This window comes from Rufibacter roseus, from assembly GCF_001647285.1.
Classification (GTDB): Bacteria; Bacteroidota; Bacteroidia; order Cytophagales; family Hymenobacteraceae; genus Nibribacter; species Nibribacter roseus.
In genome coordinates, this window is sequence record NZ_LRML01000007.1 from 256,112 (window position 1) to 279,439 (window position 23,328).

Genomic DNA, 23,328 nt, shown 5'->3' on the forward strand with positions numbered 1-23,328 from the left:
TTAATATTTATATGTAACTTAAACTTATGCAGAAACACATTTCTTTGTAAAATTTTCAAAAAACAATAAATCTTCATTTAATTTATTTGAATTAGGAAAAGTGGTATTAAGTTCTGGAGAAGTATCATGTACCCATTTAGATGATTCAGACATTCCTTGTTCTATAGCTTGTATAAACTCCTCAGTTATGGCAACATTTTTAAGTTTTTGTGTTTGAATCCCTAAATTAAATCGCTCGACAACCCCTTTAAATAATCGTTCTTCAACTGATCTTTCCCACCCTTCTCTAAGAAGCCCGTACCAACTTTTTACTGCATAATTATATTCATCAACTCTCTCTTCCTTTTCAAGCTTTTTTATTCTAACAAGATCATTTTTCAAATACCCTACTCTGTCTTTCACTTTCTGAGCTATCCAAGGCATACTTTGGTTAACAATTCCTACTTTAGATCCAAATTTTCTAAGAGTTGTTACAGAGAATCCTATTTGTTGATTTTCCGATTTAAGTTGAAGGTATATAAGGAAAGAAATATCATGTGTAAAAATAATTACTTGTCTTCTATTAGATTCTTGAACTAAGCGAGTTGCAATTATTTCTTTTCTCTCATGATCAAGTGAAGTAACTGGGTCATCAAAAATGACACCTCTATTATTATGATTAAGCTGTACTTCAGTAAGAAAGTCTGACAAACATATTGACCTTTGTTCACCTTCGCTTAATACGGAATTCGCAGTTTGCCCTGCTATCTGCAACTTTCTTAATGTTTGACCTTTAATATTCCTTTGACTAATATCAACACTTGCTGGGGCTTTCAAAAATTCGCACTCTTTTTTAAAGGTTTGAGTATACTGACTAGTAATATGCTCAGAAAATAACTGTCCTTGCTTAGTTGTAATAAAATTTGTTCGTAAGCCATTCAATGAGCGACCAGCTTTTTCAGCCCATTGTAATTGATTCACATACAATAATATTTTATTATGTAAATTATTTAACAACAACTTATCATTTAAAAATTGTATTTGTTTTTCTATTTCAACAAGCTCGTTTGCTGGATTTTTAATTCTTAAATTTTCTATTTCAATTGAAAACTTTTCTAGCAAATCTTTTAAATCTTGGGTATCCTCAAATGGTATATCAAATTCAACAAATGCCTTCTCTTCACATATTTTTATTAATTGACCTTTTACATCTAGAAACTTCAATACAATAGCCTTCCATCTGGCAGCCGTTTTAACATCAGATTCTGCAAGACAATTTAAAACTACAGAATCGTCAGACAGTTCAGGAATAGATAAATTTTGAAGTCTGTTTTTTATTTCTCCTAAATTTTTAGAAATAACTTCTAAAGATCTTTCATATTCACTCTTCAAGTATTGCCAATACTTATTAACAATATCATTCTCAGATTGACGTAAATCCTGAAGACAGAAAATGCATTTATCACCTTCTACTGGATAGTCTGGACTAACTTCTCCCTCCGTTGACAATTTTGCAATATAATTTTTTGCGGAAATAATAAACTCTCTCCACTCCTTACTTCCAAGAGCTCCAATATTTAAATCATTTAAAGCATTAACGCCATCTACAGATGATTTTTGCTGAAGGTCTTTATATGTATTTATATAACTCCAAAAATCTTCTAAATTCTTTTTAGAGAATTTATCTTGAATTAGATTAATACTTAATAAAAAAGACTCTACTAAACTATACTTTTTTTGAGCTTCTGTTATCTTTAAAGGAATATTCAATAAAGTCAACTCTGATTTTATAAGGTTAAGTTTTCGCAAGGCTTCTCTTTCATCATTATCATAATCTTTTAAATTATTAATTTTATTTAAATCAGAATCAAAATTTAGTTTATGAATTATATCTCTAATTTCATTATCATTTTTAAAAAGAGCTACAAACTCGTTCTCTTTCTTATTTTTTCCAATTTCAACACTCAATCGCTCTTTTATGTTTTCAAAAATAGTAATCAGTTGATCAAAAAACTCAAACCCTCTCGGTGTAAACAACAGCTTATTTTCTTCCTGAATATGAGCTCTAGCACATTCAGTATCAAAAATTGCAAATTTATTAAATTCTCTACTTCCTTTATTTTCAGGATAGAGCAGTTCATACTGCTTATCATCACCAACTTTAAAAACAAACTTACATGATGCTTCTCCATTACTAACAGTTGCATAAACATTGTTAAGAATACGTTTGTCTCCTCTAGAATTAAACGCTCTGTTAAATAATCTTACATAACCTGACTTACCAACTCCGTTAGCGCCAAATATTACAGTAAGGTTATTATGGAAGGGTATTATTTGACCAGTAGCTAATGCGTTTACATTCTGTATATCTTTAACCTCTATTAATCTTAGGTCATCTTCACCAATCTGACTACTTTCCTCAATTTCAAATAATATTGGCTGCCTTACTATTATACTGGGCTTCAATCCTTCATCCTCTAAAAACAATTCATATGTTGCATTAATTAGCTCCTCATTCAAATTTTCCCCATCTAGTAATGCTTTACCTGAAAACTGAAGCCAGTAAGGATATTGCATCAGCCAGTTAGCTATTTGACTTTTTAAATTTTCCATTTATTATATAATTTTTAATAGGTCAGTTCGTAAATCTATAAATTAATTATTTCATATATATAAGATCCTAATATTTATTTTTTATCTTTTTTTTATTTTATATACTATTTTTGAATTCTATAAAATTCATCCCCTTGCCTTTCAACCCATTTACCATAGACCTGCCCGTTCGGGAGATTATCCCTTCCGTGCGGGAACACCTCGCTGCCCAGAACACGCTCATTGTGAATGCGCCTCCGGGGGCGGGCAAGAGTACCCTGTTGCCGCTGGCCCTCTTAGACGAGGCCTGGCTGACCGGGCAGAAAATCATCATGCTGGAACCCCGTCGGCTGGCGGCCCGCACCATTGCCGAACGGCTGGCGCAGCTGCTGGGCGAAGACGTGGGGCAGACCGTAGGCTACCGCATCCGGTTTGAGAACCGCATTTCAGAGAAAACCCGCCTGGAGGTAGTCACCGAGGGCATTCTCACCCGCATGCTGCACTCAGACAACGCGCTCAGGGGTGTGGGGCTGGTCATTTTTGACGAGTTCCATGAGCGCAGCATCCACGCCGATGTGGCCATGGCCCTCGCCCGCGAAGCCCAGGCCACCCAGCGCCCTGACCTGCGCATTCTGGTCATGAGCGCTACCCTCAACATGCCCCAACTCACCCGCCTGCTCAACGCCCTGGCCGTGGTGAGCGAGGGCCGGCAATACCCCATAGACGTGCAGTACGCCGGCGAGACTGATGCCCAACTGCTGCACGAGATGACCGACCGCGCCGTGCGCCAGGCCCTGCAAGAGAAAGAGGGCGATGTGCTGGTATTTCTGCCCGGCGAACAGGACATCCGGAAAGTAGAGGCCCTGCTGCGGCGCGGCCTGCGCGAGGTGGCCATCCACCCGCTGTACGGCATGCTGCCCCCCGGCAAACAGTACGCCGCCATTATGCCCGACCGCAACGGCAAGCGCAAAGTGGTGCTGGCTACCTCCATCGCTGAGACCAGCCTTACCATTGAGGGCGTGACCGTGGTGGTAGACACCGGCTTCGCCAAAACCCAGCGCTTTGACCCCGCCACCGGCCTCAGCCGCCTGGAGACGGTACGCATCTCCAAAGACGCCGCCGACCAACGAGCCGGTCGGGCCGGGCGCTTAGGCCCCGGCACCTGTTACCGCCTCTGGACCGAGAACCTGCACGCCCGCCTGGCCCCGCACCGCACCCCCGAGATTCAGGAAGCCGACCTGGCTCCGCTGGTGCTGGACATGGCCGCCTGGGGCATCACCGACATCAGGGCGCTCACCTGGCTCACGCCGCCGCCCAAAGCCGCCCTGCTGCACGCCCAAGAAACCCTGCACCAACTCAACGCCCTGGAGAACGGCCGCATCACCGAGCACGGCCGCACCATGCACGCCCTGCCCACGCACCCGCGCCTGGCCCACATGCTGCTGGCCGCCCAGGAAAGCGGTCAGCTGGCTTTGGCCACTGACATTGCCGCCCTGCTGGAAGAGCGCGACCCGCTGCCCCGCGAGGCCGGCATTGACCTGAACCTGCGCATTGAGGCGCTCCGGCGCACCCGTAAAGAGGGCCTGCACCAGAAACGCTTCTCTAAAATTGACAAGATAGCCGCCAGTTACCGCCGACTTTTCAAAATAGAGCCCGAAAACGGCGCCGTAGACCCCTATGAAACAGGTTTCCTGCTGGCCAACTGCTACCCCGAGCGCATCGCCTGCGCCCGCCCCGGCAACAACGCCCAGTTCCAGCTCGCCAACGGCAAGTACGCCTCTGCCGGCCACCGCGACGACCTGGCGCATGACCCTTGGCTAGCCATTGCCCACCTGCACGCCGGCGGCGACGGCCCGGGCCGCATTTTCCTGGCCTCGCCGCTCAACCCCAAAGACCTGGCTCCGCTGGTGAAGCAGAAAGATGTGGTCAGCTGGGACCCCGAGGAAGGCGAATTAACGGCATCCCGGGACCTGCGCATCGGCAACATCGTGCTCCAGAGCAAACCCCTCCCCGAGCCCGACGAACGCTTTTTGGTACAAGCCATCTGCGAAACCATCAAGCGTGAAGGCGAAGACTGGCTTAACTTCTCCGAAGAGGTAAAGCAGTTCCAGAACCGCGTGCTCAGCCTCCGTAAATGGCACCCCACCGAAGGCTTCCCCGATATCAGCACCCCCACCCTTTTGCTCACCTGCCACGAGTGGCTGGCGTATCATTTAGAAGACGTGGAAATTGGTCAGGATCTGTTTGACATTGACCTGCTGCCTTTGCTGCAAAACATGCTGAGTAATGAACACAAAAAGCTGCTGGAAGAACTGGCCCCAACCACACTCTCCTTGCCAGACGGCCATCCGGTAGAACTATATTACCCAGAGAACGCCCAGCCGCCGGTGCTGGAAGTCCGGCTACAAGACATTTTTGATTGGGAAAAGCATCCAACGGTAGACGGTGGCGACGTAGGCGTATCCCTGCACTTGCTCACCCCAGACCTTAAGCCTTTGAAAATAGTGAATAGCCTGCCTTATTTCTGGGAAGAGGAATACCGGTTAATGAGAGGTTCTTTGAAGGCACGCTTCCCGAAGGTGAATTGGCGGTAGAACTTTGGTTGTTGGTTGTTGATTGTTAGTTGTTGATTGTTTTTTAGGAGTTGACTGGCTGTTGGCACAGATACTGGCAGGTCTACACCATAGCAGTAAGCAGTGAACAGTAACCAGTGAGCAGTAAATAGTGAGCAGTGGCGCCAATCTGGAGATTGGCTGTCCGGCAGTGCGTAGAGCGCTGTCGCTAACTCTACGCACAACAACAACAACTATCATCATCTAAAGAAAGAAAAGGAGATGCGCGTTAGCGCGAGTGACTCTACCCAGGAACTACAGCAATAGAAAACCAACAGCAGCATTTCAACAGCAGCACAAGAGGCAGAATTGGAACCTCTTCCAGCCGTGGGGATGAGCGCCTCGCTTTGAGCGGTGCCTTTAGGCAAGACCGAAGGTCTAGTGAAAAGGGCAGTGCGAATCCACAGGGCGGGGCCTCGCGGCCGTGAGCGCACGGAGCCAGAGCCACGGAGAAGGCTGTCTCGTCAGGCCTTGGATCAGCAGCCGCTACGCCAGCTCGGGAGCGGGAAAAAAGATAATGTACGGACAGGTCGCGACCTGTCCAACTGCGGTGGCAGAAGCATCATAGCCTGCTACAGAAGGTCTTCTTTATATCCCTCGGCAATGCTCGGGATGACCGCAAATGAGAAGGATTAGGAATGCGTGGATCTGCTTGTGTAAACATCCCCCTTCGCCCCCTTCAAAGGGGGAATACCTTTAATGCGACAGAAACCTAAAATCATTCCTGCTCACCATAACTATGTTTTTAGCCTATCATTCAAAACACAAAAGTATACTGCTCCCCAAAAAGCAGAACCCCATTTTCGCCCTGCTTTTATAATAACAAGGCAAAAACGGGGCTTTGCAAAAAAAAACTTAGGCCTCGTTATAAGCCAGCATGCCACCCGTAATGTTACGCACGTTGCTGAAACCTTGCTGCTGCAGAATAGCCTGCCCAGTGGCAGAGCGTTTGCCCGAACGGCAAAGCATGAGCACTTCTTTGTCTTTGTACTCTTCCAGATCACCCACTTTTTCAGGCAGAGAGCCCAAAGGGATTAATTGGCTGCCTGGTATGTTTTGCTCTTCGTGCTCCCAAGGCTCACGCACGTCAATAATGATGGGGGTTTCATTGTTGGCCAAACGCTGTTTCAGTTCGGCGGCAGTAATATCAGATACTATCATGGCTGAAGGATAAGTTTAGTAGTTCTAAATTGGGTACCGTTAAATGCCTTGACAAGATAAACACCCGCGGGCAAACCGCCTATTTCCAGACGCGCTCCTGCTGTCAAATTCTCCCATACCCGTAGTTTTTGACCTGTTAAACTGTAGAGCTCCAGCCGGTTTAGCTTCTGCCCAATTGTTACAAAATCTGTGGCTGGGTTAGGGTAGAGAAATGGTTTGCTCTCGGCAAGTTCAGGCTCTACGGAAGTCAAAAGGCCTGTCATGACCGGGCGCATCATCAGAGCTCCTGCAAAACCAGATATGGTACTCCAGTCTCCCGGCCCGTTAATGGCGAAGATCTTTTCCACGGCGTTCTCCTGAAAATCAAATCCTACATTCACAAACGCGGAGCCGCCGGGTTGGCGGAAGCCAATATAAAAGCGCCCCTGCACTTCAATGGGCGTGGTCAGTTCTACATTTAACCATTCATTCAGGGTAGCGGGCACTAAAAACCGCTGTTCATGCACGGGTTGGTCAGAGGGTTTGCCCCCGTTGTCGGTCCAAACCCTCAGGTACAACTCGGTGCCAGGGGTGTTGGTGCCGGTAAAATACATCATGACCTGCTTCACCTTATCAGGCTGTGTCACCTCAAACTGATAGGCAATTTGCACCGTGTTGCTAGACGGATAACTGAACCCTGTCTCGGCGGTGCCATCATCATAGGCGTAGAAATTCTGAATATCAGTTCTTCTGGTGAGGGTGTCGTTATAGCGGGTGAAAAAGTTTGGCTCTTTTGTGCTCAGAAACAGAGAAGTCTGAAGGGAAAATGGTCCGTTCTGGTTCCGGATAAAATCTACCGAAGGGGCTGCGGCTATGGTGCGCCTAGTGCCCGGATTGATAGCTGCACTGCCAGTTAGAAATGTATCTGCGGCGCCCGTAGACAGATTCTTGGTGTACGCGCGCCAGCTAATGGCAGCGGGCACTCCGCTTAAATTCACCAACTCAGACCCTACGTCAGTGCGTAACTCGGCGGCTGGGTTGAGCATGAATTGCCAATAGGGCATAGCCGTAAAGCGGCGTAGCAACGAAGGAATATGCTTTGTAAGGGCTACATCCAAGGTTTGTAGTTGCCCTTTTCGGCGGTTTTTGTCCAGAACTACATAATCCAGGTGCCACACATCACGCATGGCAGACTGGCTTCCGCTACTGACAAACCGAAACTGGAAGTTGTCGTGCAGGTACTTCGCCTCTTTTAGTGCGAGCATGACGGCGGCAAAATCAGTGCTGCGCCCGTTGCCCTGCTGGCTCCACACTTGGGTCCAGACACCACTTGCTTCTTTGAACTCCAGGGCCAGATAATAGAGGTTGGCGCTGGAAAAGTTAGGTGCATCCAGTAGTCCGCCCGCTTGCCAGAAGAAACTCAGGTACACCGAGTCCTGGGGCTGCAGATGACCCAAGAGCAAAGGACGGGACGTAAGGGTATCAGTGGGGCCTACGGAAGAGATTCCCCCATAAGGCTCACCGTTCGCTTTCAAGCCATCAAAGGTGGCGGCAGAGACTGTGCGGGAATTAGCGGCAAAGCGGTTGCTCGTCAGCACACCGCCTTTACTCAACCAACGGGCCGGGTCAGGATTTCCTTCGGCTTTAGAAAAATCGTCAAAAAAAGGAAGTGATATGGGGTCTTCGTCAGCTAAGGGAGCAGGCTCACCTGTTGCCTTAGCTGTGTGCGGCTGGTCAGAAAAAGAAACTGGCTGTTTCGTGATTGGGGTGAGCACCTGAGCAAACGCATGCCCTACGCTGCACAATCCAATACACAAAACAGCCAACCATTTCTGCATGTTTCAATTTTAGTTGATGGGCTCCAGTGGTTTAGGTCCAGCCACCCAAAGATCAATTAGTTCACCGGTTCTGATCATGGCGCCTTCGCCTGGCACCGGTCTCTGCTTCAATACGGTTCCGTCTGGCTCTCCGTTGGGAGCATTCATGTAAATAACCGCCCCTTGCTGCAGGTTTTGCCCGGCAATGACCATAATAGCCTCATCTATGGGCATACCTACCAGATCAGGTACTTCTAATTCAGTATTTCCTTCGCCGTTGCCCACTTCCAGATCAACCCTGGAGCCTTTGGCTACCGGATCACCCGGTTTAATTTCACGGCCGTTCACAAACTGGCGAAGTACTGAGTTATGTGCCAAGTCCGGCACGTACTTGATCTCACCCAAAATGAGATCGTAGCTTTTCAGAATCTTTTCAGCGGTTCCAATAGAGGCATCCACCAGCTTTGGCATTTTAATGAGCGGCGGATTCTTCATGTTGATGTTCACGTAAATCTTCCGCCCTTTCTTCACCTTCTCCCCTGGCTTGGGCTCCTGGGTAATGACCGTGAAAGGCTCCTCGCCCTGCTGGTAGGTAGAGTCACTCACGTAGAAATTCAGGTCTTTGTCTCCCAGAAAATCTTCCAGCTCTTCTACGCTCATGCCCGTGATTTTAGGCACTGTAATGGTTTCACCGTGGTTGGTGGTGCTGGGCAGGTACACAAAAAAGAACAGGAACAACAGCAGCGCCACTATGGCCACCATAATGATGATATGCTTGAACACATCACCCAGCGTCTGGGCTCTCAATAACTTTATCATGAATTGACAATCTTTTTGGTACGTTCCATGCCAAACTGCAGAATGCGGTCAATGAAATCGTAAGGTTTATAGCCGTTAATGGCGGTCTGGTGGAAAATACATGTGGCGGGTGTCATGCCGGGCAATGAATTTACCTCAATAACGATGGTTTCCACGTTTCCGTCTTCATGTATGCGCACAAAAGCATCAATACGGGCGTAGCCTTCTATGCGCAGGATTTCAGCCACGCGTTTCAGGTCTTTCTTCACCTGATCCGAGATGCGCTGGCGCTCCTCGGGGTCTTTGGCGTAGCGGGCAGGTGTAATGTTTTGCCCCTCGCCTGCCAAAAACTTCTCTTCCAAACTTAATACCTCACCCTCCGCCAATGCCTCAGAGGCTTCAAAGATCTCATATTGGGTTTTGCCGTCGGGGGCATAACTGGTAAGCAGGCCTCCGGTAATTTCCAAAAAGTGCTTCGCGCCTTCTTTGCTGATGAGGTTTTCAATAAGGAAATAGCCTTTTAGCGGCACTTCTTCTTTAAAGCTCAGCTTCAGCACCCGGGCCGGATTCTCCGGAATCTCCACGCTGTCTCTGAAAATCAGCTCTGCAAAAGCCTCCAGCTCCTCCCGGCTCTTGATTTTCTTTACCGCCGACGAGCAACCGTCGTCAGCTGGTTTGGCGATAAACGGATAGCCGAAGTTTGTTTCAATGTGCTGGAAGAATGCTTCTTTATCGGCTTGCCAGTCTTTCTTGAAGGCCAGCATGTGCTCCGCCACCTTGATCCCGTTCTCACGCAGAATCTTGTTTGTCTCAAACTTATTGATGGTCACCTGCGAGCTCTGAATACCCGAACCGTTGTACGGAATATGGAATTTCTCCAGCTCCGCCTGCAAGGAGCCATCTTCGCCCGGACGGCCGTGCAAAGCAATAAATACCGCGTCTACCAGACTTTTCAGCTGTTCATAAGTCAGGCGCTGCGGCTTCTGCAGAGAATTACCCGCGTACAGTTTGGTGATGCTGTTGGCTTCTTCCTTTATCTGCGCCAGCACCGGGTGCGTTGGCACGCCTGCCTCTGCCGCTTCAATTTTCTCCTTTATATCATCTGCGTTATCCTTCAACATGATGTTGATCGGAATCTGGTACAGCTGGTGCGTTTCGTCGTTGCCGGTCAGGAAAATGGGCACCGGCTCGTATTTGGTAGACGAAGAAAGCTTCTCGTAAATGTTCCGGCCGCTTTCTACCGAGATATGTCGTTCAGAAGAATAGCCACCCATAATCACGCCTACCCGCAGTTTGTCGTGGCGGTGCGCTCTTTCATCGGCCATGGCCGCATCTAACTTTTTAAGCGAGGCTGTCAGTTGAGCGGTGTTTTTGCCCGACTTAATGCGCTCCGCCAATGAAGTTCTAATAATGTAAGTCAGGAACTGCGACGGGTTCAGGCCAATTTCAGCGGCCTGGTGGAAGAAGAACGACGACGGCAACATACCAGAGGTGGTGTTGGGGTCGTTCAGGAAAATCTCCCCTGCTTCGGTAATAAAACCATCCAGACGCGCATACACGTTAAAGCCGAGGCTAGTGTACAGGCGCTCGCACTGCTTCCGGATCTCCTGAATCTGCTCCGTAGGCAAATCAATAGGCGTGATTTTGCGACTCAGGCCAGGCAGGTATTTAGAGCGGTAATCGAACACCTCGCCCCCTTTCCGGATCTCGGTAGGCGGCAGCGCGATGGGGTTTCCCTGCTGGTCTTGCACCACAATGCAGGAGAACTCGCGGCCGTTGATAAAGCCTTCTACCAATACCTGCGTCTCGCTCTCCACGTTGGTAAGCGTGAGGGTTTCCGGGCCGTTTTCTGAAAAAGAGGCCGAAAGGAAGCTCAGCAGTTCCTCCGGCGCATATATCAATTCGCCCGCCTCGGTTTGTACCGGCAAGCCAATGCCTTCGCGGATATCAGTCAGGGTTTTGACGAAGTTCAGCTGCTGCGTCTGATTCTTTCTGTTCCACTCGCTTTTGCGAAGGGTAATGGAGAATAGACTACGTGCCACCGCTTCTTCAAACAACTGCAGGTTCTTTTCTTTGATGATGGATACGCCAATAGATGAACCCTGGTGCGGAGCCTTCAGCACCAGCGGCAGACCTAAGTCGGCTACTAAATTGTCTAGAATGGTGCTATGGTCTTTGGTGGCGTTCCACTCTTTCAGGCTCAGGATGCGGTAATCTGGCGTGGCAAAACCATGCTGCTTCAAGAGCGCTTTCTGGGCAATCTTGTCAATACCAATGGCCGAGGGCAAAATGCCGGAACCGGAATACGGTATACCGTACCACTCCAGCAAGCCTTGAATGCTGCCGTCTTCGCCGTACGGCCCGTGCAGGGTCAGGAACGCGAAGTCAAACAGTTCTTTGAACTGGTGCGGGTGAATACGTTTGCCTACTTTGGCGGCAATGGCATCTAACTCCTCCTCGCTCAGCTGCCCCAGGCTCTCCAGGTACATCTGCAGACCGTGCTCAGTGTGCGGAACCACATCAACAGGCGGATAAAAGTCGCGGATGGTGCCTTTGTAGATGTAGTGCCAGTCTAGCCGAATAAAGTTGCCCAGGCTGTCGGCAAACACCGGAACGGCCTCAAACAGCGATTTATCTAAATTATCGAAGACGGTACGACCGCCGGCGAAAGAGATTTCGCGCTCCCGGGACGGTCCTCCGAAGATGATTCCAATTTTCATTAAGGCAAAGATACTGATTTCGTTATTTGTTGTTAGTTATTCGTTCCTCGATTTTCGCGCCCAAAATGGCTTACTCTCCTTCTCTCCTTGTTTCTGCCCGGAAAATATATTTACACCAAGATGTAACTTAGGTATCAACGGTAAACTCTTGAGTTACCTCTTCTGGTGTTTTTAGCCTGTTTTTACAAAAACCGCCCGAAAACACCAGCTTCTTTTACTAGACCTGCAGGCATACACCGGTTACCTTGAATGACTTTACCTGCAAAAGTAAAAAGTTTACTTTCTGCTGTATGACTACACCCCCTCCTACATCCTATACCATTTTTAAATTTAATATATATTTATTGTTTTTCAATAAAATTTTATTGACTATTGCATCATCACATTAAATCATAAAAAATGGAAACTAAAACAAAGCTTATTTTAACCATCATGAATGTTATCTTCTGGATAGTGTTCATTGGGTTGTGCATCAAAACTGGTGCGTTGGTCATTTCATTTTTTGTCAGCCTTTTCGTGAATCCAGAAGGGGCGAAAGATATTTACCTGGGCCTTGACCTTCACTCTTTACTTAAGGCCAGCCAAAACCAATATGTATCAGTAATGTCTTTGGTTATTTTCCTGTCTGGCATGAAAACTTATTTGGCATATTTAGTGGTGAAGATTTTCTCTCAATTTGACTATGCCACTCCTTTCAATGCAACCAATGCGGCGCTCATTTCCAAAATAAGTCATACAGCCCTAGGTACCGGCATTGTGGGTTTGGTGGCGGAGAGCTACAGTAAAGTGCTTCTGAAAAGCGGAATTGCTCTGCCCCTGCACTGGGAAAGCAGTGAATTCCTGTTTTTAGCCGGCATCATCTTCATTATTGCCCAGGTCTTCAAAAGAGGAATTGAGTTACAGACAGAAAACGAATTAACTGTTTAACCATGCCCATAGTCGTGAACTTAGATGTGATGATGGCGAAACGGAAAATGTCTTTGAATGAACTTTCTGAGAAAGTGGAGTTGACGCTGTCTAACCTCTCTATCTTGAAAACCGGAAAGGCCAAAGCCATTAGGTTTAGCACCTTAGAAGCCATTTGCAAAGCACTAGATTGTCAACCCGCCGATATTCTGGAATACGTGGAATGACCTGATGCAGCAACTCATTCCATTTGGATAAACAGCAGAATCTAAGCACTTTACCAAAAGGTAAAAGCAAGGAGACGGAGCAGTATCTTTAAAATATATTTATTATTCTTTAGATTTTACCTGTAAATTACTAAAGCATTAAAAGTTGTAGTTATAAACACTGCCCTGTTAGACAAGTTTCCCACAACAGTACACTTGAAAAGACTATCATCAATCTTTACTTCCTAAAAAACCAGGTACATGAAAATAGTCTTACAACTTTTATTTGCCCTTGTGCTTTTCTCCTGTTCTGAAAAATATAATTCATCTGAGTTATTAGTAAGAAGAGAGGCCTGCAGCCGGAATATCTCAACGAATGAGCGTATTATTTTCTCAATGCGTGAGATGATTGAAGAAACTGGTTTTCGTGCTAATGATAAAAGGAGGTTAGCAGAATGCCACAAGATAGCTGATTTGCGAAAAGACTTCATGCGCAGCCAAACCAAAGAAAGCCTATTGCTCTACTCTGATTCTATTGAGGCACGGTATAAAAAACAGAAAGAAAACAGAAAAGAGTTATTGAGTTCTATAAACGAGTTACGGAAACAAGTACGAGAATCAGAAGATAGCCTTTTGTACTATAATCTTTTACACTTGACCACCGTGGCAGAAGGGGAACTAATTGAAACGCACGCAGCTAAAGTTGGAGCTTATGTTATTTCCTGTGATTTCTCCTTTACCATTCCATTGCTTCTCGACAAAAAAGTATACGAAATTAAAGAGCCAGTAATTCTAACCCTATATGCCAAAGAAAAAAGTTACCCGAATACAGAATTTGACTTCTCTGGGGTTACCTGTAAACGAAATGGCAGCGATATTACCTTAAAACCTTTTATTAAAAAGTCAGGGCCTCATTACATTTTACTGTTTTTCCCTTCAGAAATTGGCTCCTATATAATTAGCGGCGAAATAACTTTAAAACAAGAAGGAAATGTACAATCAAACTTCACGGTTATACATGAATTTGAAGTGATGAGAACACAACTCAGTTCAATATAAAATTGACTAAATAATTCTTCACCTCCCTTATCTATCCGCCCTTATATACACCACCGGATTTGCATTGGTCGCCTTCAAGGTTTGTGACAGAATGTCCACTAACACTAAGAACTGCATAATTACCACGCTCACCGTATTTCCACAAAACCAATCTCAATGCTGTACCGCTGGGTATTGACCAGCAGGTGGGTGAACATAAAAAGTAAATAAGCGACGGCTCCAAAACCTTGGCCGATACGAATCTAAACAAAATTATCAGACGCTACCGAACTAAATCAGGGGTAGTACCCGTACTCGTTTCAGACCTGATTTTCAGAAAATAGCCCTAAAACGCCATCTTCGCGCCATAACTAAATAGAATTGTTATATTTGCCTGCACCTGATACAGGAGGAATTGCGTAGCTAGTACCAAACTTTACCCATATGACCACCATTGACCAATACGACTTCAGCGGCAAGAAAGCCCTGGTACGTGTAGATTTCAACGTACCCCTCAACAATAATTTTGAGATTACCGACGACACCCGCATTAGAGCGGCGGTACCCACCATCCGAAAAATTCTGAACGACGGTGGTTCGGTTATTCTGATGTCGCATTTGGGCAGACCCAAAGGTGGTCCGGAGGAGAAGTACTCGTTAAAGCACCTATTACCTACGCTTCGCGAGACTTTCCAGACTACCATTAAATTCTCACCTGACTGTGTTGGCGCTGAAGCGCTAGAATTGGCCACTGGCCTACAACCTGGTGAGATTCTGTTGCTGGAGAACCTTCGTTTCCACAAAGAAGAAGAAAAAGGCGATCAGATCTTCGCGGAGAAACTAAGCCTGCTGGGCGATGTATATGTGAACGACGCCTTCGGAACTGCTCACCGCGCCCACGCCTCTACCGCCATTGTCGCCGACTACTTCCCGCATGATAAAGTATGCGGCACGGTTATGCAGTCTGAGCTGGAAAACGCCCAAAAGGTACTGCAATACGCTGACCGTCCTTTTACCGCCATTATGGGTGGCGCTAAAATTTCAGATAAGATTCAGGTAATTGAGCAATTGCTTGACCGCGTAGATAACCTTATTATTGGCGGCGGTATGAGCTACACTTTCGCCAAAGCCCAAGGCGGAACAATCGGTAACTCGCTTTTAGAAGAAGACAAATTGCAGTTCACGTTAGACCTGCTGAAGAAAGCCGAAGAAAAAGGCGTAAAAATATACTTACCGTCAGACACTGTTATTGCTGATGCCTTTGACAACAACGCCAACCGCGACGTAGTTACCAGCGGCACCATTCCGGACGGCTGGATGGGTCTGGACATAGGACCAGAAACTCGCGCTACTTTTGCCGAGGTGGTACGCAATTCCAAAACAGTTCTGTGGAACGGCCCTATGGGTGTTTTTGAATTCGAGAATTTTGCCATTGGCACCAAAGCCATTGCCGAGGCCGTGGTAGAAGCCACCAAAAGCGGCGCTTACTCCCTCATTGGCGGCGGCGACTCAGCAGCAGCCGTAACCCAAATGGGCCACGCCCACGACGTGTCTTACGTGTCTACCGGCGGCGGCGCCCTACTAGAGTACATGGAAGGCAAGCAACTACCAGGCGTACTAGCTCTTCAGTTTGAAGAAAGCCCACTGTAGTAGCAGGCGGTTTAAATAGCTAACAGAGGAGGCGGCAAGATCACTTGCCGCCTCCTCTGTTTTAGGGCTGTTTTAGGGAAAAGAGGCTGAAAACAGCTTAACCCATGTCACTGCTACTGTAGTTGATTATATTCTGGCAGTTAGAAAACTTATGAAGCCCCGCCCCTTTAAAAAATATTATAGATATAGCATCAACAATGCGTGGATCAGCTTGTGTAAACATCCACCTTCGCCCCCTTCAAAGGGGGAGTATTTGCAGGAGTTAACTTTAAGCTAGGGTTGATGAAACCACCTTAGCCTTTCCTGCGGGAGCGGGCAACGCAGTGCCAAGGGCACGCAGGCGCTTAGCGGGAGCACGGACAGGCGGTCCAAGGCAGTAATGGCCACCTCCTCTATGGAACTTCGCACACTGGCCAAGTGGTAAAATAGATGAAGCCCCTTTTGTCTTAGCGGCAGCGAGTCAGGGGCTTCTTGATTCTTTTGGTTACTTTTCTCATCAAGGAGAAAAGTGACAAACCTCGGCAGGGAGAGAGGCAGGCAGAAATAAAGCAACCGCGGTTGTGGGAGAAACAGCATTGAAGTTGTTGGTGAGAACACGCAACAACGGCGGAGGGTAAAGCGGTGGTGGAGGCAACTGAATTCAGGTTGTCCGTGAGAACACCAACAACAGCGAGGGGTAAAGTGGAGGTGGGAGTAAAATACCTGGTAGAAGACTGCATCTTCGTTAGATCCTTCGGCTAGCGCTCAGGATGACCGAAGAGGAGGATAAATAATACCTGAATATCTAGAAGAAATCTATTACTTCCTCTCCAAATTCCCATCCTTCGTATACCCCACCACCCCACTCTCCAACATCTCCTGAATCAAATCCCCAAGCAACTCCTGCTCAGAAGAGCTAAAGTGCATGGCGATAGACTTGGGGTGCAGCGGTGTTTCCTTGATATGCGCCAGTACCTTCGCCTCTAAATGCAGCCGGTTCTCGTCTAACTTTTTCTTCTTTTTCTGAGCTAAACAATAGTCGCAGATGCGGCAAACGGTGTTAGATTCTTCACCGAAATACGCTAAAATTTGAATGGTGCGGCACTCCTCACTATTCTGCATGAACTCCGTCACCGATTTCGCTTTCGCCAGCGCCCGCTCCCGAAATGTTACCAATCGTTTTTTGTCAAGCGGCAGTGAGGAAGCATCATGCCGGGGCTGAATAAACTGAACCTGCGGCCCGTCGTGCTGTGGCTCATACACCAGCACTTTGCGCTGATGCAGGTGCTGCAGTTGCTGTTTCACGGTGGCTTCTGCCAGGTTTAGGTGCTTGGCTAACCCTTTCTCAGAAATTCTGACAAAGTCATTGTACATTTCGCCGCCGTATAGCCGGAGCAATCCTTTGATGATAGGTTCCAGCGTCTCGTTCAACAATTGAAACTCATACAACTGCTCATGCCCCAGCAGTATGTTTACCTTTGACGGACTATAGAACCCTTCGTTCAGCTCCAAAAGCCCCTCAGTTTGCAACTGCTTTAACGCATAATGCGCCTCAACTGCTGACAGCTGATACGTACGGCTGAACTCAGCTAAGTCAAAGTCAAAAGATTGGAATGCCCCGCTGCCCGTAGCTAATTGATAATAATTTGCCAACGCCTGGTATACGCGCTGCAGCGTCTCTAATGGCGGATAAGCTTCCTCTACCTTCCGCAGCAAATCTGCCGTATCAGCGGGGGCCAATAGAACGGTAGCGTAACTGTATTTTCCGTCACGCCCGGCCCGGCCCGCTTCCTGGTAATAAGCTTCCAGAGAATCCGGTAAATCAAGATGAACCACCAACCGCACATCGGGTTTGTCAATGCCCATACCAAAGGCGTTGGTGGCTACCATCACCCGCACGCGGTCATGTACCCAATCGGTTTGGGCGGCGGCGCGGGTCTGGTGCGGTAAACCCGCATGATAAGCCGCCGATTTGATTCCCTGTTTCTTCAGCCAGTCAGCCAGCTCAACGGTGCGGCGGCGGTTGCGCACATACACGATGGCGGTGCCCGGCATTTTCTGCAGAATCTCGCGCAGCCGGACTTCTTTGTCTTCAGTAGGCAAAACTGAATAAGATAGATTTTTACGGGCGAAACTTTGCTGAAACACAAGCGGCTCCCGGAACTCCAGCTTTTCCTGAATGTCCTGCTTCACTGCCTCGGTAGCTGAGGCAGTAAGCGCCAGCACCGGCACCTGCGGCAATACCTCGCGTAATTTGGCAATCTGCAGATACGGCGGACGGAAATCATTGCCCCACTGTGAAATACAATGCGCTTCGTCTACGGCCAAAAGGTTCACCTTCATCCGTTTTACCCGCTCCAGAAACAAGTCGGTCTGCAATCGTTCCGGCGAAACGTACAGAAACTTGACACCACCATACACGCAGTTGTCCAGAATCAGGTCCATCTCACGGGCTGGCTGTCCGGCATGCAGAGCCGCGGCAGAAATTCCGCGTCGCTTCAAATTCTCCACCTGGTCCTTCATGAGCGCAATCAGCGGAGACACCACCAGACACACCCCCTCCTGCACCAGCGCCGGCACCTGAAAGCAGATAGACTTGCCGCCGCCGGTTGGCAGTATGGCCAAAGCGTCTTTGCCATCCAGTACCGAAGAAATAATCTCCTCTTGGCCCGGCCGAAAAGCCTCGTACCCCCAATGCTCCTTTAGTATGTCATGAATGTCTGCCATTTCAGGTCAAAGTTAGTTATTCGTTGTTGGGAATCCGTTGTTCGTTGCTCGTTATTCGTTGTTCGATATTAGAGGGGAAAGTTTTAAGTCTTCCCTCTGCTCTAACTATTTTCTAAAGCCAAATTTTATTAGGCAAGGCTTCTTCTTGTAAAATTCGAATACCGTATAACGAGCAGCGGATAACGATAATATAAGAATTCCGTTTTGAGGAAGATGTAACGTATAAATCTGAAGAAGATGCCATTTAAGCCATTACCTATTAAACATAACTCCGAAGGCAAGGTGCGGACAGTCGGGTTTGAACTGGAGTTTGCCAACGTAAAAGTTGACAAATGTGTACAGATAGTTCAAGGGCTGTACGGCGGCACCATAGAGAAGAAGCACCGCTTTTCGCAGAAAGTGGTCAACACGCGCCTAGGCGATTTCTCTGTGGAAATTGATTTAAAACTCCTGACCGAAAAACAGTATAAATCTGTTTTCGAGAGCCTGAACATAGATTTAAAGAATATAAAGATAGGGAACTCTACTCTGGAAGATAAGGTGGAGTCGGCACTAGAAAGCATGATTCAGACGGTGATCCCCTATGAAGTGGGCGCCCGCCCATACCCTTTGACCAACTGGACCAGCTGGAACCGCTTAGGCAAGCCTTAATGGAACACCATGCCGAGGGAACGGAGGCGTTTTTAACCAATGCCTTCGGAACACACATTAACACAGAATTACCTGACACCGAAACCGAAACAATTTTGCGCTACATCAGGGCATTTCTGCTGCTGTACCCTTGGCTGCTGGAGGCAGGAGACACCGATTTCGCCCGCCGCATGACTTCTTTCATCAATCCCTATCCGGCTGAGTATATTGCCTTGGTGCTGCCCCCCTCTTATGCACCCGACTTAGATACGCTCATTGATGACTATCATACCCTCAACCCAGACCGGAACCGTCCGCTGGACATGTACCCGCTTTTTGCCGCCCTTCGGGAAGATAAAATTGCGCAGTATACCAACCTAGGCAGTGTGAAAGCACGTAAAACCTTTCATTACCGCCTACCAAACAGCCGCATCTCAGACCCTAACTGGACCTTGGCGCAGGAGTGGAATAACTGGGTGGTGATTGAAGAATTAGCCAGCGACCCGGCAAAAATAAACGCCATGAGCGAAGACTACCTTGCCTTGAAAGCAGATACGTTCATAGGGTTTGAGCAAAAGTGGATAAACAAAACAAAAGATTGGTTAGCCTAAGAAAGAAATACAAGATAAACCGAAACCGGCCTACCATAGGCATTACCGGACCAGACAAGGGTGGCGAGGCCGCATGGCTGTTCACCGCCCTTGGGGTTCGGCTTGCTGGCGGTAGGCCGGTAAGAATCACCCCCAATAATCCCAGAACTGCCGATGGTTTGCAGGCCTTGATCATAGGTGGCGGAGCGGACGTAGACCCCAGAGCCTACCAACAATCAGAGGTGCTGGAGGAGTATTTAAACAGAACGCTGAAACACCCGCGTAAAAACATCTTCCAACGGATTGGCCGGTTTACCCGCTGGCTCTATTACCCGGCTCTTTTCATGTTCCGGAGAATCTTCAGCCGTAAGCCCCAAGGTTGGACCATTGACCGTGACAGAGACCATCTGGAGTTTCAGCTCATTCATCAGGCAGTAGAAAAGAAACTGCCCGTGTTAGGTATCTGCCGCGGCTCCCAATTAATGAACGTATACTTTGGCGGCTCCCTTTACCAAGACATCAACAGTTTCTACTTAGAAGAACCCAATCCTTCCAGCATCTTTCCAGTAAAGAAAATAAGGATAAAGCCAGACAGCAAGCTGGCTCAGATAATGGGAGTGCGTCAATTACGGGTAAATGCCATTCACCATCAGGCTGTAAAAGAACCCGGCTACGGCATGCGGATTGTCGCTAAGGAAGCCAATTTGGTAGTACAGGCCACGGAACACCTAACCGAAAAGTTTCTGATTGGAGTACAGTGGCACCCTGAGTATTTGCCTAACCACAAAGAGCAGCGCCGTATCTTCAAAGCTTTGGTAGAGAATGCAAAAGCTGTTCACCAGCAAATTGAAGACAAAGACATGCAAGAAGCTCTCAACACCCCCAGAAACCCAACTCTGGAGGCCTTGGAAGACAAGGAGGAGCAGTTGCTGCAAGAAGAAATGCGGAAGAGGTAATGGGTACGACTTAAACAGTTTTACTACCGTTTTTGAGCCGTTTTCTGAAAAACAGCCTTAAAACAGAAAACCCGACCATAGGTCGGGTTTCTTTGTAATGATTGTTTCTAAAATTAAGCGGCGGCAGATTGTTCTTGCTCGCGGTCGTCAATTACTTTCTTCAGTTTACCAATAGACTGCTTCGCACGCTCTTCATCTAGTTTATTGATGTTCAGGAGCATTTTTGTTTTCTCCTGACGCGTGATGACCGGATTGTTCAGCAAGCGGATAATTTCCTCTTTCTGCCGGGCAGTGGCATATTTCACGGTAGCCTCTTCGGCACCGGCTGGTTGTGCTGGTTCTGACGCTTTGGCCTCCACTACTGGTTCAGCTGGTACTGCTTTCATGGTTTTAGGCGCGGCAGCTGGCTTCTCAGCGGGAGCGATTTTAGGCTCTGGCGTATTCCCTTGGTAATCCATCTCCTCAGCAGGAGTAGGCTCATACCCTGCAGCTCTGATAATCCAAGCCAATGCGTTCCTATAGGCTTTCCCGATGGCTCTGGTTTGAGCCATGGAGGCGATAGCATATTCTTGGTAGTATTTGCGGCCTTGCTCTTTGTTAGAGCAAATGGCAAATCCGGCCCCTACCACTTGCTCAGTACGCAGGTTCAGCAGATTTACCTTGGCCAGATACTTGATCTCTGAACTGTCGCTCATGTTAGTCAACTCATCTACCACCGGCAAAATACCTAAGCGCGAACCGGCATACTGCCAGCCTTCCACGTTCACGTACTCTTTACCCTGAATATTCTGGAAGAGTCGGTTTTCTTTGATGAACTTGGCCAGGTCAACTGCCAGGTGCATGGTTTCGTCAGAACGTGAGATATCAAAACTCTCTATTTTATGCTTCTTCAATCCTTTTTCGTCGTTACTTGTTTGATTCACTTTCGTCTGCATGTTTTTAAGTTACAGTTCAGAATCATAACAGAACCACCGTCGGAATAGTGCCCTACAGTTAAACTTTTAACACAATTTTTACCTCTGACTATCAACCACTTATATGTCTTTGCTAAATTTTCTTTAGCAAAAATTAAAACAGTGAATTAGAACAGGTTAATATCAAGAAAAGAAGGGAGAGGTAATTATTAAAATGCTATTTTTATACTGGTGGGTAAACAGCCTAATGGCAATTGCTTCTATTGCAATCCATCATTGGTAGAGTAATAAAATTGTAAGGGTAAATTATAAAAATCAAATATTCATTTTGCGTTTCTTTATGTCTATTAAATTTTCCATCTTGGATTCTAATACGGTGGGTGAATACCATTTAGAGTTAAGTGGATTGGTAAAAACACGTACAGGTTTATCTCCTTGGGCATAGAAAGCACGTTCTCCTTTTGGTTTGAATTTGAAAATTATCCCTTTACGGAACGGGTTAACTTCCTCAATCTCCTCAAAATCTTCCCAGCTGTAATACTTGCTACCAAACACTAATTGTTTCTTTACATATGCATCTGTAAGTGAAACTCTAAAATACTTAAAGCAAATCCAGAAAAATAGCCCTATAAAGCACCCTCCAATGAATAAAAAGGGAAACACATTCTCAAAAGTCGCCTTTGTAGGTACTTCATTAATGGTTATTGCTCCTCCCTTAAGTAGTGTTGACAGGCCCCCAAAGAAAAAAGAACACCCAAACAGTAAACTACCAAATTTATGGACGTAGTATTGTGCTTTATATGTTTCTATTGAATTCATTAACTGATTTGCCAAGGTCTAGCAATTAGGCTTGGTCAAGTTAGTGTTTTTGTTGAAATCACCAACAAAATCACAAAAAGAGGTTGGATAAAGACCTTCAACAAGAAAGGAGAAAATCCAGGAAAAAGGTTAGAATGAAGGGAAAACTGTTACACTGGTAAGGCTTGTTCAATTAACTCTGAAAAGCTCTCTCAAAATTCAGACTATTCCTTCGTAGCTAAGGTTGCCCCTCACCCTAGCCCCTCCCCAAGGAGAGGCTAAAATTAAAGCTTAAAGGATTTATCAAGGAATAAACGTCTACTCAGCCACCTCGCTAGGGTGCAACAGATACCCGTCTTTCATGGTGAGTTTGCGGTCGGCCATGTCGGCGAGGGCGGGGTTGTGCGTGACCAACACAAAGGTCTGACCTAAATCTTGGCGGAGCTTGAAGAAAATCTGGTGGAGCTCATCGGCGTTTTTAGAATCAAGGTTTCCAGAGGGTTCATCGGCAAAAATGAGTTTAGGCGAATTGATGAGGGCGCGTGCCACGGCGGTGCGCTGCTGCTCTCCCCCACTCATCTCAGAGGGTTTGTGGTCTAGGCGGTGGCTCAAGCCCAACATCTCCAGCAGCTCTTTGGCACGCGCTTCTACTTCTTTTTCTGGGCGGTTAGCCAAAAACCCTGGCAGGCTTACATTCTCCAACGCCGTAAACTCGGGAAGCAAGTTGTGGAATTGAAAGATAAAGCCAATGTTCTGGTTTCGGAACCGTGCCATTTCTTTGTTGCTCATGCTGGAGATGCGTTGCCCGTGTAAGTACACGTCTCCCTCATCTGGCACATCTAAGGTACCCAGCAAATGCAACAAAGTACTTTTGCCGGCACCGGAGGCCCCCACGATAGAAACCACTTCGGCTTCACCAATGGTAATGTCTATACCTTTTAGTACTTGCAGTTTGCCGTACGATTTGGTAAGGCCGCGACCCTCCAATAAAACTGGATTTTCTGTGCTCATGTAGTACAAAACAATAAGGAAGAGGCGGCATTTGCAAACCCATGGCAAAATAAGCCTCTAAGGGGCAAACGGCGGAAACCCCTTAGGGGTTAGTCCTGAGTCGCGAGTCCTGAGTTTAAATATAGTGTCATGAACAATATTCAGCAATACAAACTACCCCTTAACGCTGGGGCATTGCTTCCGTAGAAGAAATATGTGTTCCGATTTCTGACTCAAGACTCAGGACTCGCGACTCAGGACTCATTCAAGGTTCTTTTCAAACACG

General features: G+C 47.1%; 16 protein-coding genes and 1 pseudogene. 7 read left to right on the forward strand and 10 right to left on the reverse strand.

Features of this window, described 5'->3' with window-relative positions; translation table 11 throughout:
• Nucleotides 1-24: 24 nt before the first annotated feature.
• Complete coding sequence (locus A8O23_RS12885) at nt 25-2,592, reverse strand: AAA family ATPase (protein ID WP_066621824.1); 2,568 nt, start codon at nt 2,590-2,592, stop codon at nt 25-27.
• A gap of 134 nt (nt 2,593-2,726) precedes the next feature.
• Here A8O23_RS12885 and hrpB point away from each other — a divergent pair, with 134 nt between their 5' ends.
• On the forward strand, nt 2,727-5,165 hold the full coding sequence (gene hrpB / locus A8O23_RS12890) for an ATP-dependent helicase HrpB (RefSeq protein ID WP_066621892.1): 2,439 nt from the start codon (nt 2,727-2,729) through the stop codon (nt 5,163-5,165).
• Between the two features lie 873 nt (nt 5,166-6,038).
• Here the strand turns inward: hrpB and A8O23_RS12895 are convergent.
• Genes A8O23_RS12895 through A8O23_RS12910 form a run of 4 tightly spaced genes read right to left on the reverse strand, consistent with a single transcriptional unit; the run spans nt 6,039 to nt 11,658 of the window.
• Nucleotides 6,039-6,344: a rhodanese-like domain-containing protein gene (locus A8O23_RS12895; RefSeq protein WP_066621826.1), complete on the reverse strand. Its 306-nt coding sequence runs from the start codon at nt 6,342-6,344 to the stop codon at nt 6,039-6,041.
• Nucleotides 6,341-8,161, reverse strand: coding sequence for a T9SS type A sorting domain-containing protein (locus tag A8O23_RS12900; RefSeq protein ID WP_082883037.1), 1,821 nt, complete (start codon nt 8,159-8,161; stop codon nt 6,341-6,343). Before A8O23_RS12900 ends, A8O23_RS12895 begins: the two co-directional genes overlap by 4 nt.
• A gap of 9 nt (nt 8,162-8,170) precedes the next feature.
• Nucleotides 8,171-8,959 carry a PASTA domain-containing protein gene (locus A8O23_RS12905; RefSeq protein ID WP_066621834.1) on the reverse strand — a complete coding sequence of 263 codons (789 nt, stop codon included), beginning with the start codon at nt 8,957-8,959 and terminating at the stop codon, nt 8,171-8,173.
• Nucleotides 8,956-11,658, reverse strand: a complete 2,703-nt coding sequence (locus A8O23_RS12910) for a D-alanine--D-alanine ligase family protein (protein WP_066621835.1) — start codon at nt 11,656-11,658, stop codon at nt 8,956-8,958. The genes A8O23_RS12905 and A8O23_RS12910 overlap by 4 nt, the downstream gene beginning before the upstream one ends.
• Nucleotides 11,659-12,057: 399 nt before the next feature.
• Between A8O23_RS12910 and A8O23_RS12915 the strand changes: the two genes are divergently transcribed.
• The 4 genes from A8O23_RS12915 to A8O23_RS12930 all read left to right on the forward strand — a co-directional run bounded on the left by A8O23_RS12915 (nt 12,058) and on the right by A8O23_RS12930 (nt 15,458).
• Nucleotides 12,058-12,585 carry a DUF2975 domain-containing protein gene (locus A8O23_RS12915; RefSeq protein WP_066621836.1) on the forward strand — a complete coding sequence of 176 codons (528 nt, stop codon included), beginning with the start codon at nt 12,058-12,060 and terminating at the stop codon, nt 12,583-12,585.
• A gap of 2 nt (nt 12,586-12,587) precedes the next feature.
• Nucleotides 12,588-12,791, forward strand: coding sequence for a helix-turn-helix domain-containing protein (locus A8O23_RS12920; protein ID WP_066621837.1), 204 nt, complete (start codon nt 12,588-12,590; stop codon nt 12,789-12,791).
• A 240-nt stretch (nt 12,792-13,031) separates the two neighbouring features.
• Complete coding sequence (locus tag A8O23_RS12925) at nt 13,032-13,829, forward strand: hypothetical protein (protein WP_066621839.1); 798 nt, start codon at nt 13,032-13,034, stop codon at nt 13,827-13,829.
• 423 nt (nt 13,830-14,252) lie between these two features.
• The gene (locus tag A8O23_RS12930) at nt 14,253-15,458 is read left to right on the forward strand and encodes a phosphoglycerate kinase (protein ID WP_066621841.1); all 1,206 of its coding nucleotides are present in this window, start codon (nt 14,253-14,255) and stop codon (nt 15,456-15,458) included.
• Between the two features lie 273 nt (nt 15,459-15,731).
• Here A8O23_RS12930 and A8O23_RS21990 read toward each other — a convergent pair whose 3' ends face one another.
• Together A8O23_RS21990 and A8O23_RS12935 are read right to left on the reverse strand one after the other, a co-directional pair.
• Entirely contained in the window at nt 15,732-15,866 is a 135-nt protein-coding gene (locus A8O23_RS21990; protein WP_262506449.1) for a hypothetical protein, read from the reverse strand.
• Nucleotides 15,867-16,256: 390 nt separating this feature from the next.
• A complete protein-coding gene (locus tag A8O23_RS12935; protein ID WP_066621843.1) occupies nt 16,257-18,164 on the reverse strand; it encodes a RecQ family ATP-dependent DNA helicase in 1,908 nt (635 codons plus the stop codon).
• Nucleotides 18,165-18,401: 237 nt separating this feature from the next.
• Between A8O23_RS12935 and A8O23_RS12940 the strand changes: the two are divergent.
• Nucleotides 18,402-19,405, forward strand: a pseudogene (locus A8O23_RS12940) (amidoligase family protein).
• The gene (locus A8O23_RS12945) at nt 19,393-20,340 is read left to right on the forward strand and encodes a gamma-glutamyl-gamma-aminobutyrate hydrolase family protein (protein WP_066621894.1); all 948 of its coding nucleotides are present in this window, start codon (nt 19,393-19,395) and stop codon (nt 20,338-20,340) included. The pseudogene A8O23_RS12940 and the gene A8O23_RS12945 overlap by 13 nt, the downstream one beginning before the upstream one ends.
• Nucleotides 20,341-20,453: 113 nt before the next feature.
• On the opposite strand, the gene A8O23_RS12950 is transcribed toward A8O23_RS12945, so the two are convergent.
• The 3 genes from A8O23_RS12950 to A8O23_RS12960 all read right to left on the reverse strand — a co-directional run bounded on the left by A8O23_RS12950 (nt 20,454) and on the right by A8O23_RS12960 (nt 23,063).
• Nucleotides 20,454-21,275, reverse strand: a complete 822-nt coding sequence (locus A8O23_RS12950) for a hypothetical protein (RefSeq protein ID WP_066621844.1) — start codon at nt 21,273-21,275, stop codon at nt 20,454-20,456.
• 294 nt (nt 21,276-21,569) lie between these two features.
• On the reverse strand, nt 21,570-22,073 hold the full coding sequence (locus A8O23_RS12955; RefSeq protein WP_066621845.1) for a hypothetical protein: 504 nt from the start codon (nt 22,071-22,073) through the stop codon (nt 21,570-21,572).
• Nucleotides 22,074-22,370: 297 nt separating this feature from the next.
• Nucleotides 22,371-23,063, reverse strand: a complete 693-nt coding sequence (locus A8O23_RS12960) for an ABC transporter ATP-binding protein (protein ID WP_066621846.1) — start codon at nt 23,061-23,063, stop codon at nt 22,371-22,373.
• Between the last annotated feature and the right edge of the window lie 265 nt (nt 23,064-23,328).

Coding starts and splice junctions, on each gene's coding strand:
- A8O23_RS12885 (WP_066621824.1), bottom strand. CDS start 2,592: ATGGAAAATTTAAAAAGTCAAATAGCTAACTGGCTGATGCAATATCCT.
- A8O23_RS12895 (WP_066621826.1), bottom strand. CDS start 6,344: ATGATAGTATCTGATATTACTGCCGCCGAACTGAAACAGCGTTTGGCC.
- A8O23_RS12900 (WP_082883037.1), bottom strand. CDS start 8,161: ATGCAGAAATGGTTGGCTGTTTTGTGTATTGGATTGTGCAGCGTAGGG.
- A8O23_RS12905 (WP_066621834.1), bottom strand. CDS start 8,959: ATGATAAAGTTATTGAGAGCCCAGACGCTGGGTGATGTGTTCAAGCAT.
- A8O23_RS12910 (WP_066621835.1), bottom strand. CDS start 11,658: ATGAAAATTGGAATCATCTTCGGAGGACCGTCCCGGGAGCGCGAAATC.
- A8O23_RS12915 (WP_066621836.1), top strand. CDS start 12,058: ATGGAAACTAAAACAAAGCTTATTTTAACCATCATGAATGTTATCTTC.
- A8O23_RS12920 (WP_066621837.1), top strand. CDS start 12,588: ATGCCCATAGTCGTGAACTTAGATGTGATGATGGCGAAACGGAAAATG.
- A8O23_RS12925 (WP_066621839.1), top strand. CDS start 13,032: ATGAAAATAGTCTTACAACTTTTATTTGCCCTTGTGCTTTTCTCCTGT.
- A8O23_RS12930 (WP_066621841.1), top strand. CDS start 14,253: ATGACCACCATTGACCAATACGACTTCAGCGGCAAGAAAGCCCTGGTA.
- A8O23_RS12935 (WP_066621843.1), bottom strand. CDS start 18,164: ATGGCAGACATTCATGACATACTAAAGGAGCATTGGGGGTACGAGGCT.
- A8O23_RS12950 (WP_066621844.1), bottom strand. CDS start 21,275: ATGCAGACGAAAGTGAATCAAACAAGTAACGACGAAAAAGGATTGAAG.
- A8O23_RS12955 (WP_066621845.1), bottom strand. CDS start 22,073: ATGAATTCAATAGAAACATATAAAGCACAATACTACGTCCATAAATTT.
- A8O23_RS12960 (WP_066621846.1), bottom strand. CDS start 23,063: ATGAGCACAGAAAATCCAGTTTTATTGGAGGGTCGCGGCCTTACCAAA.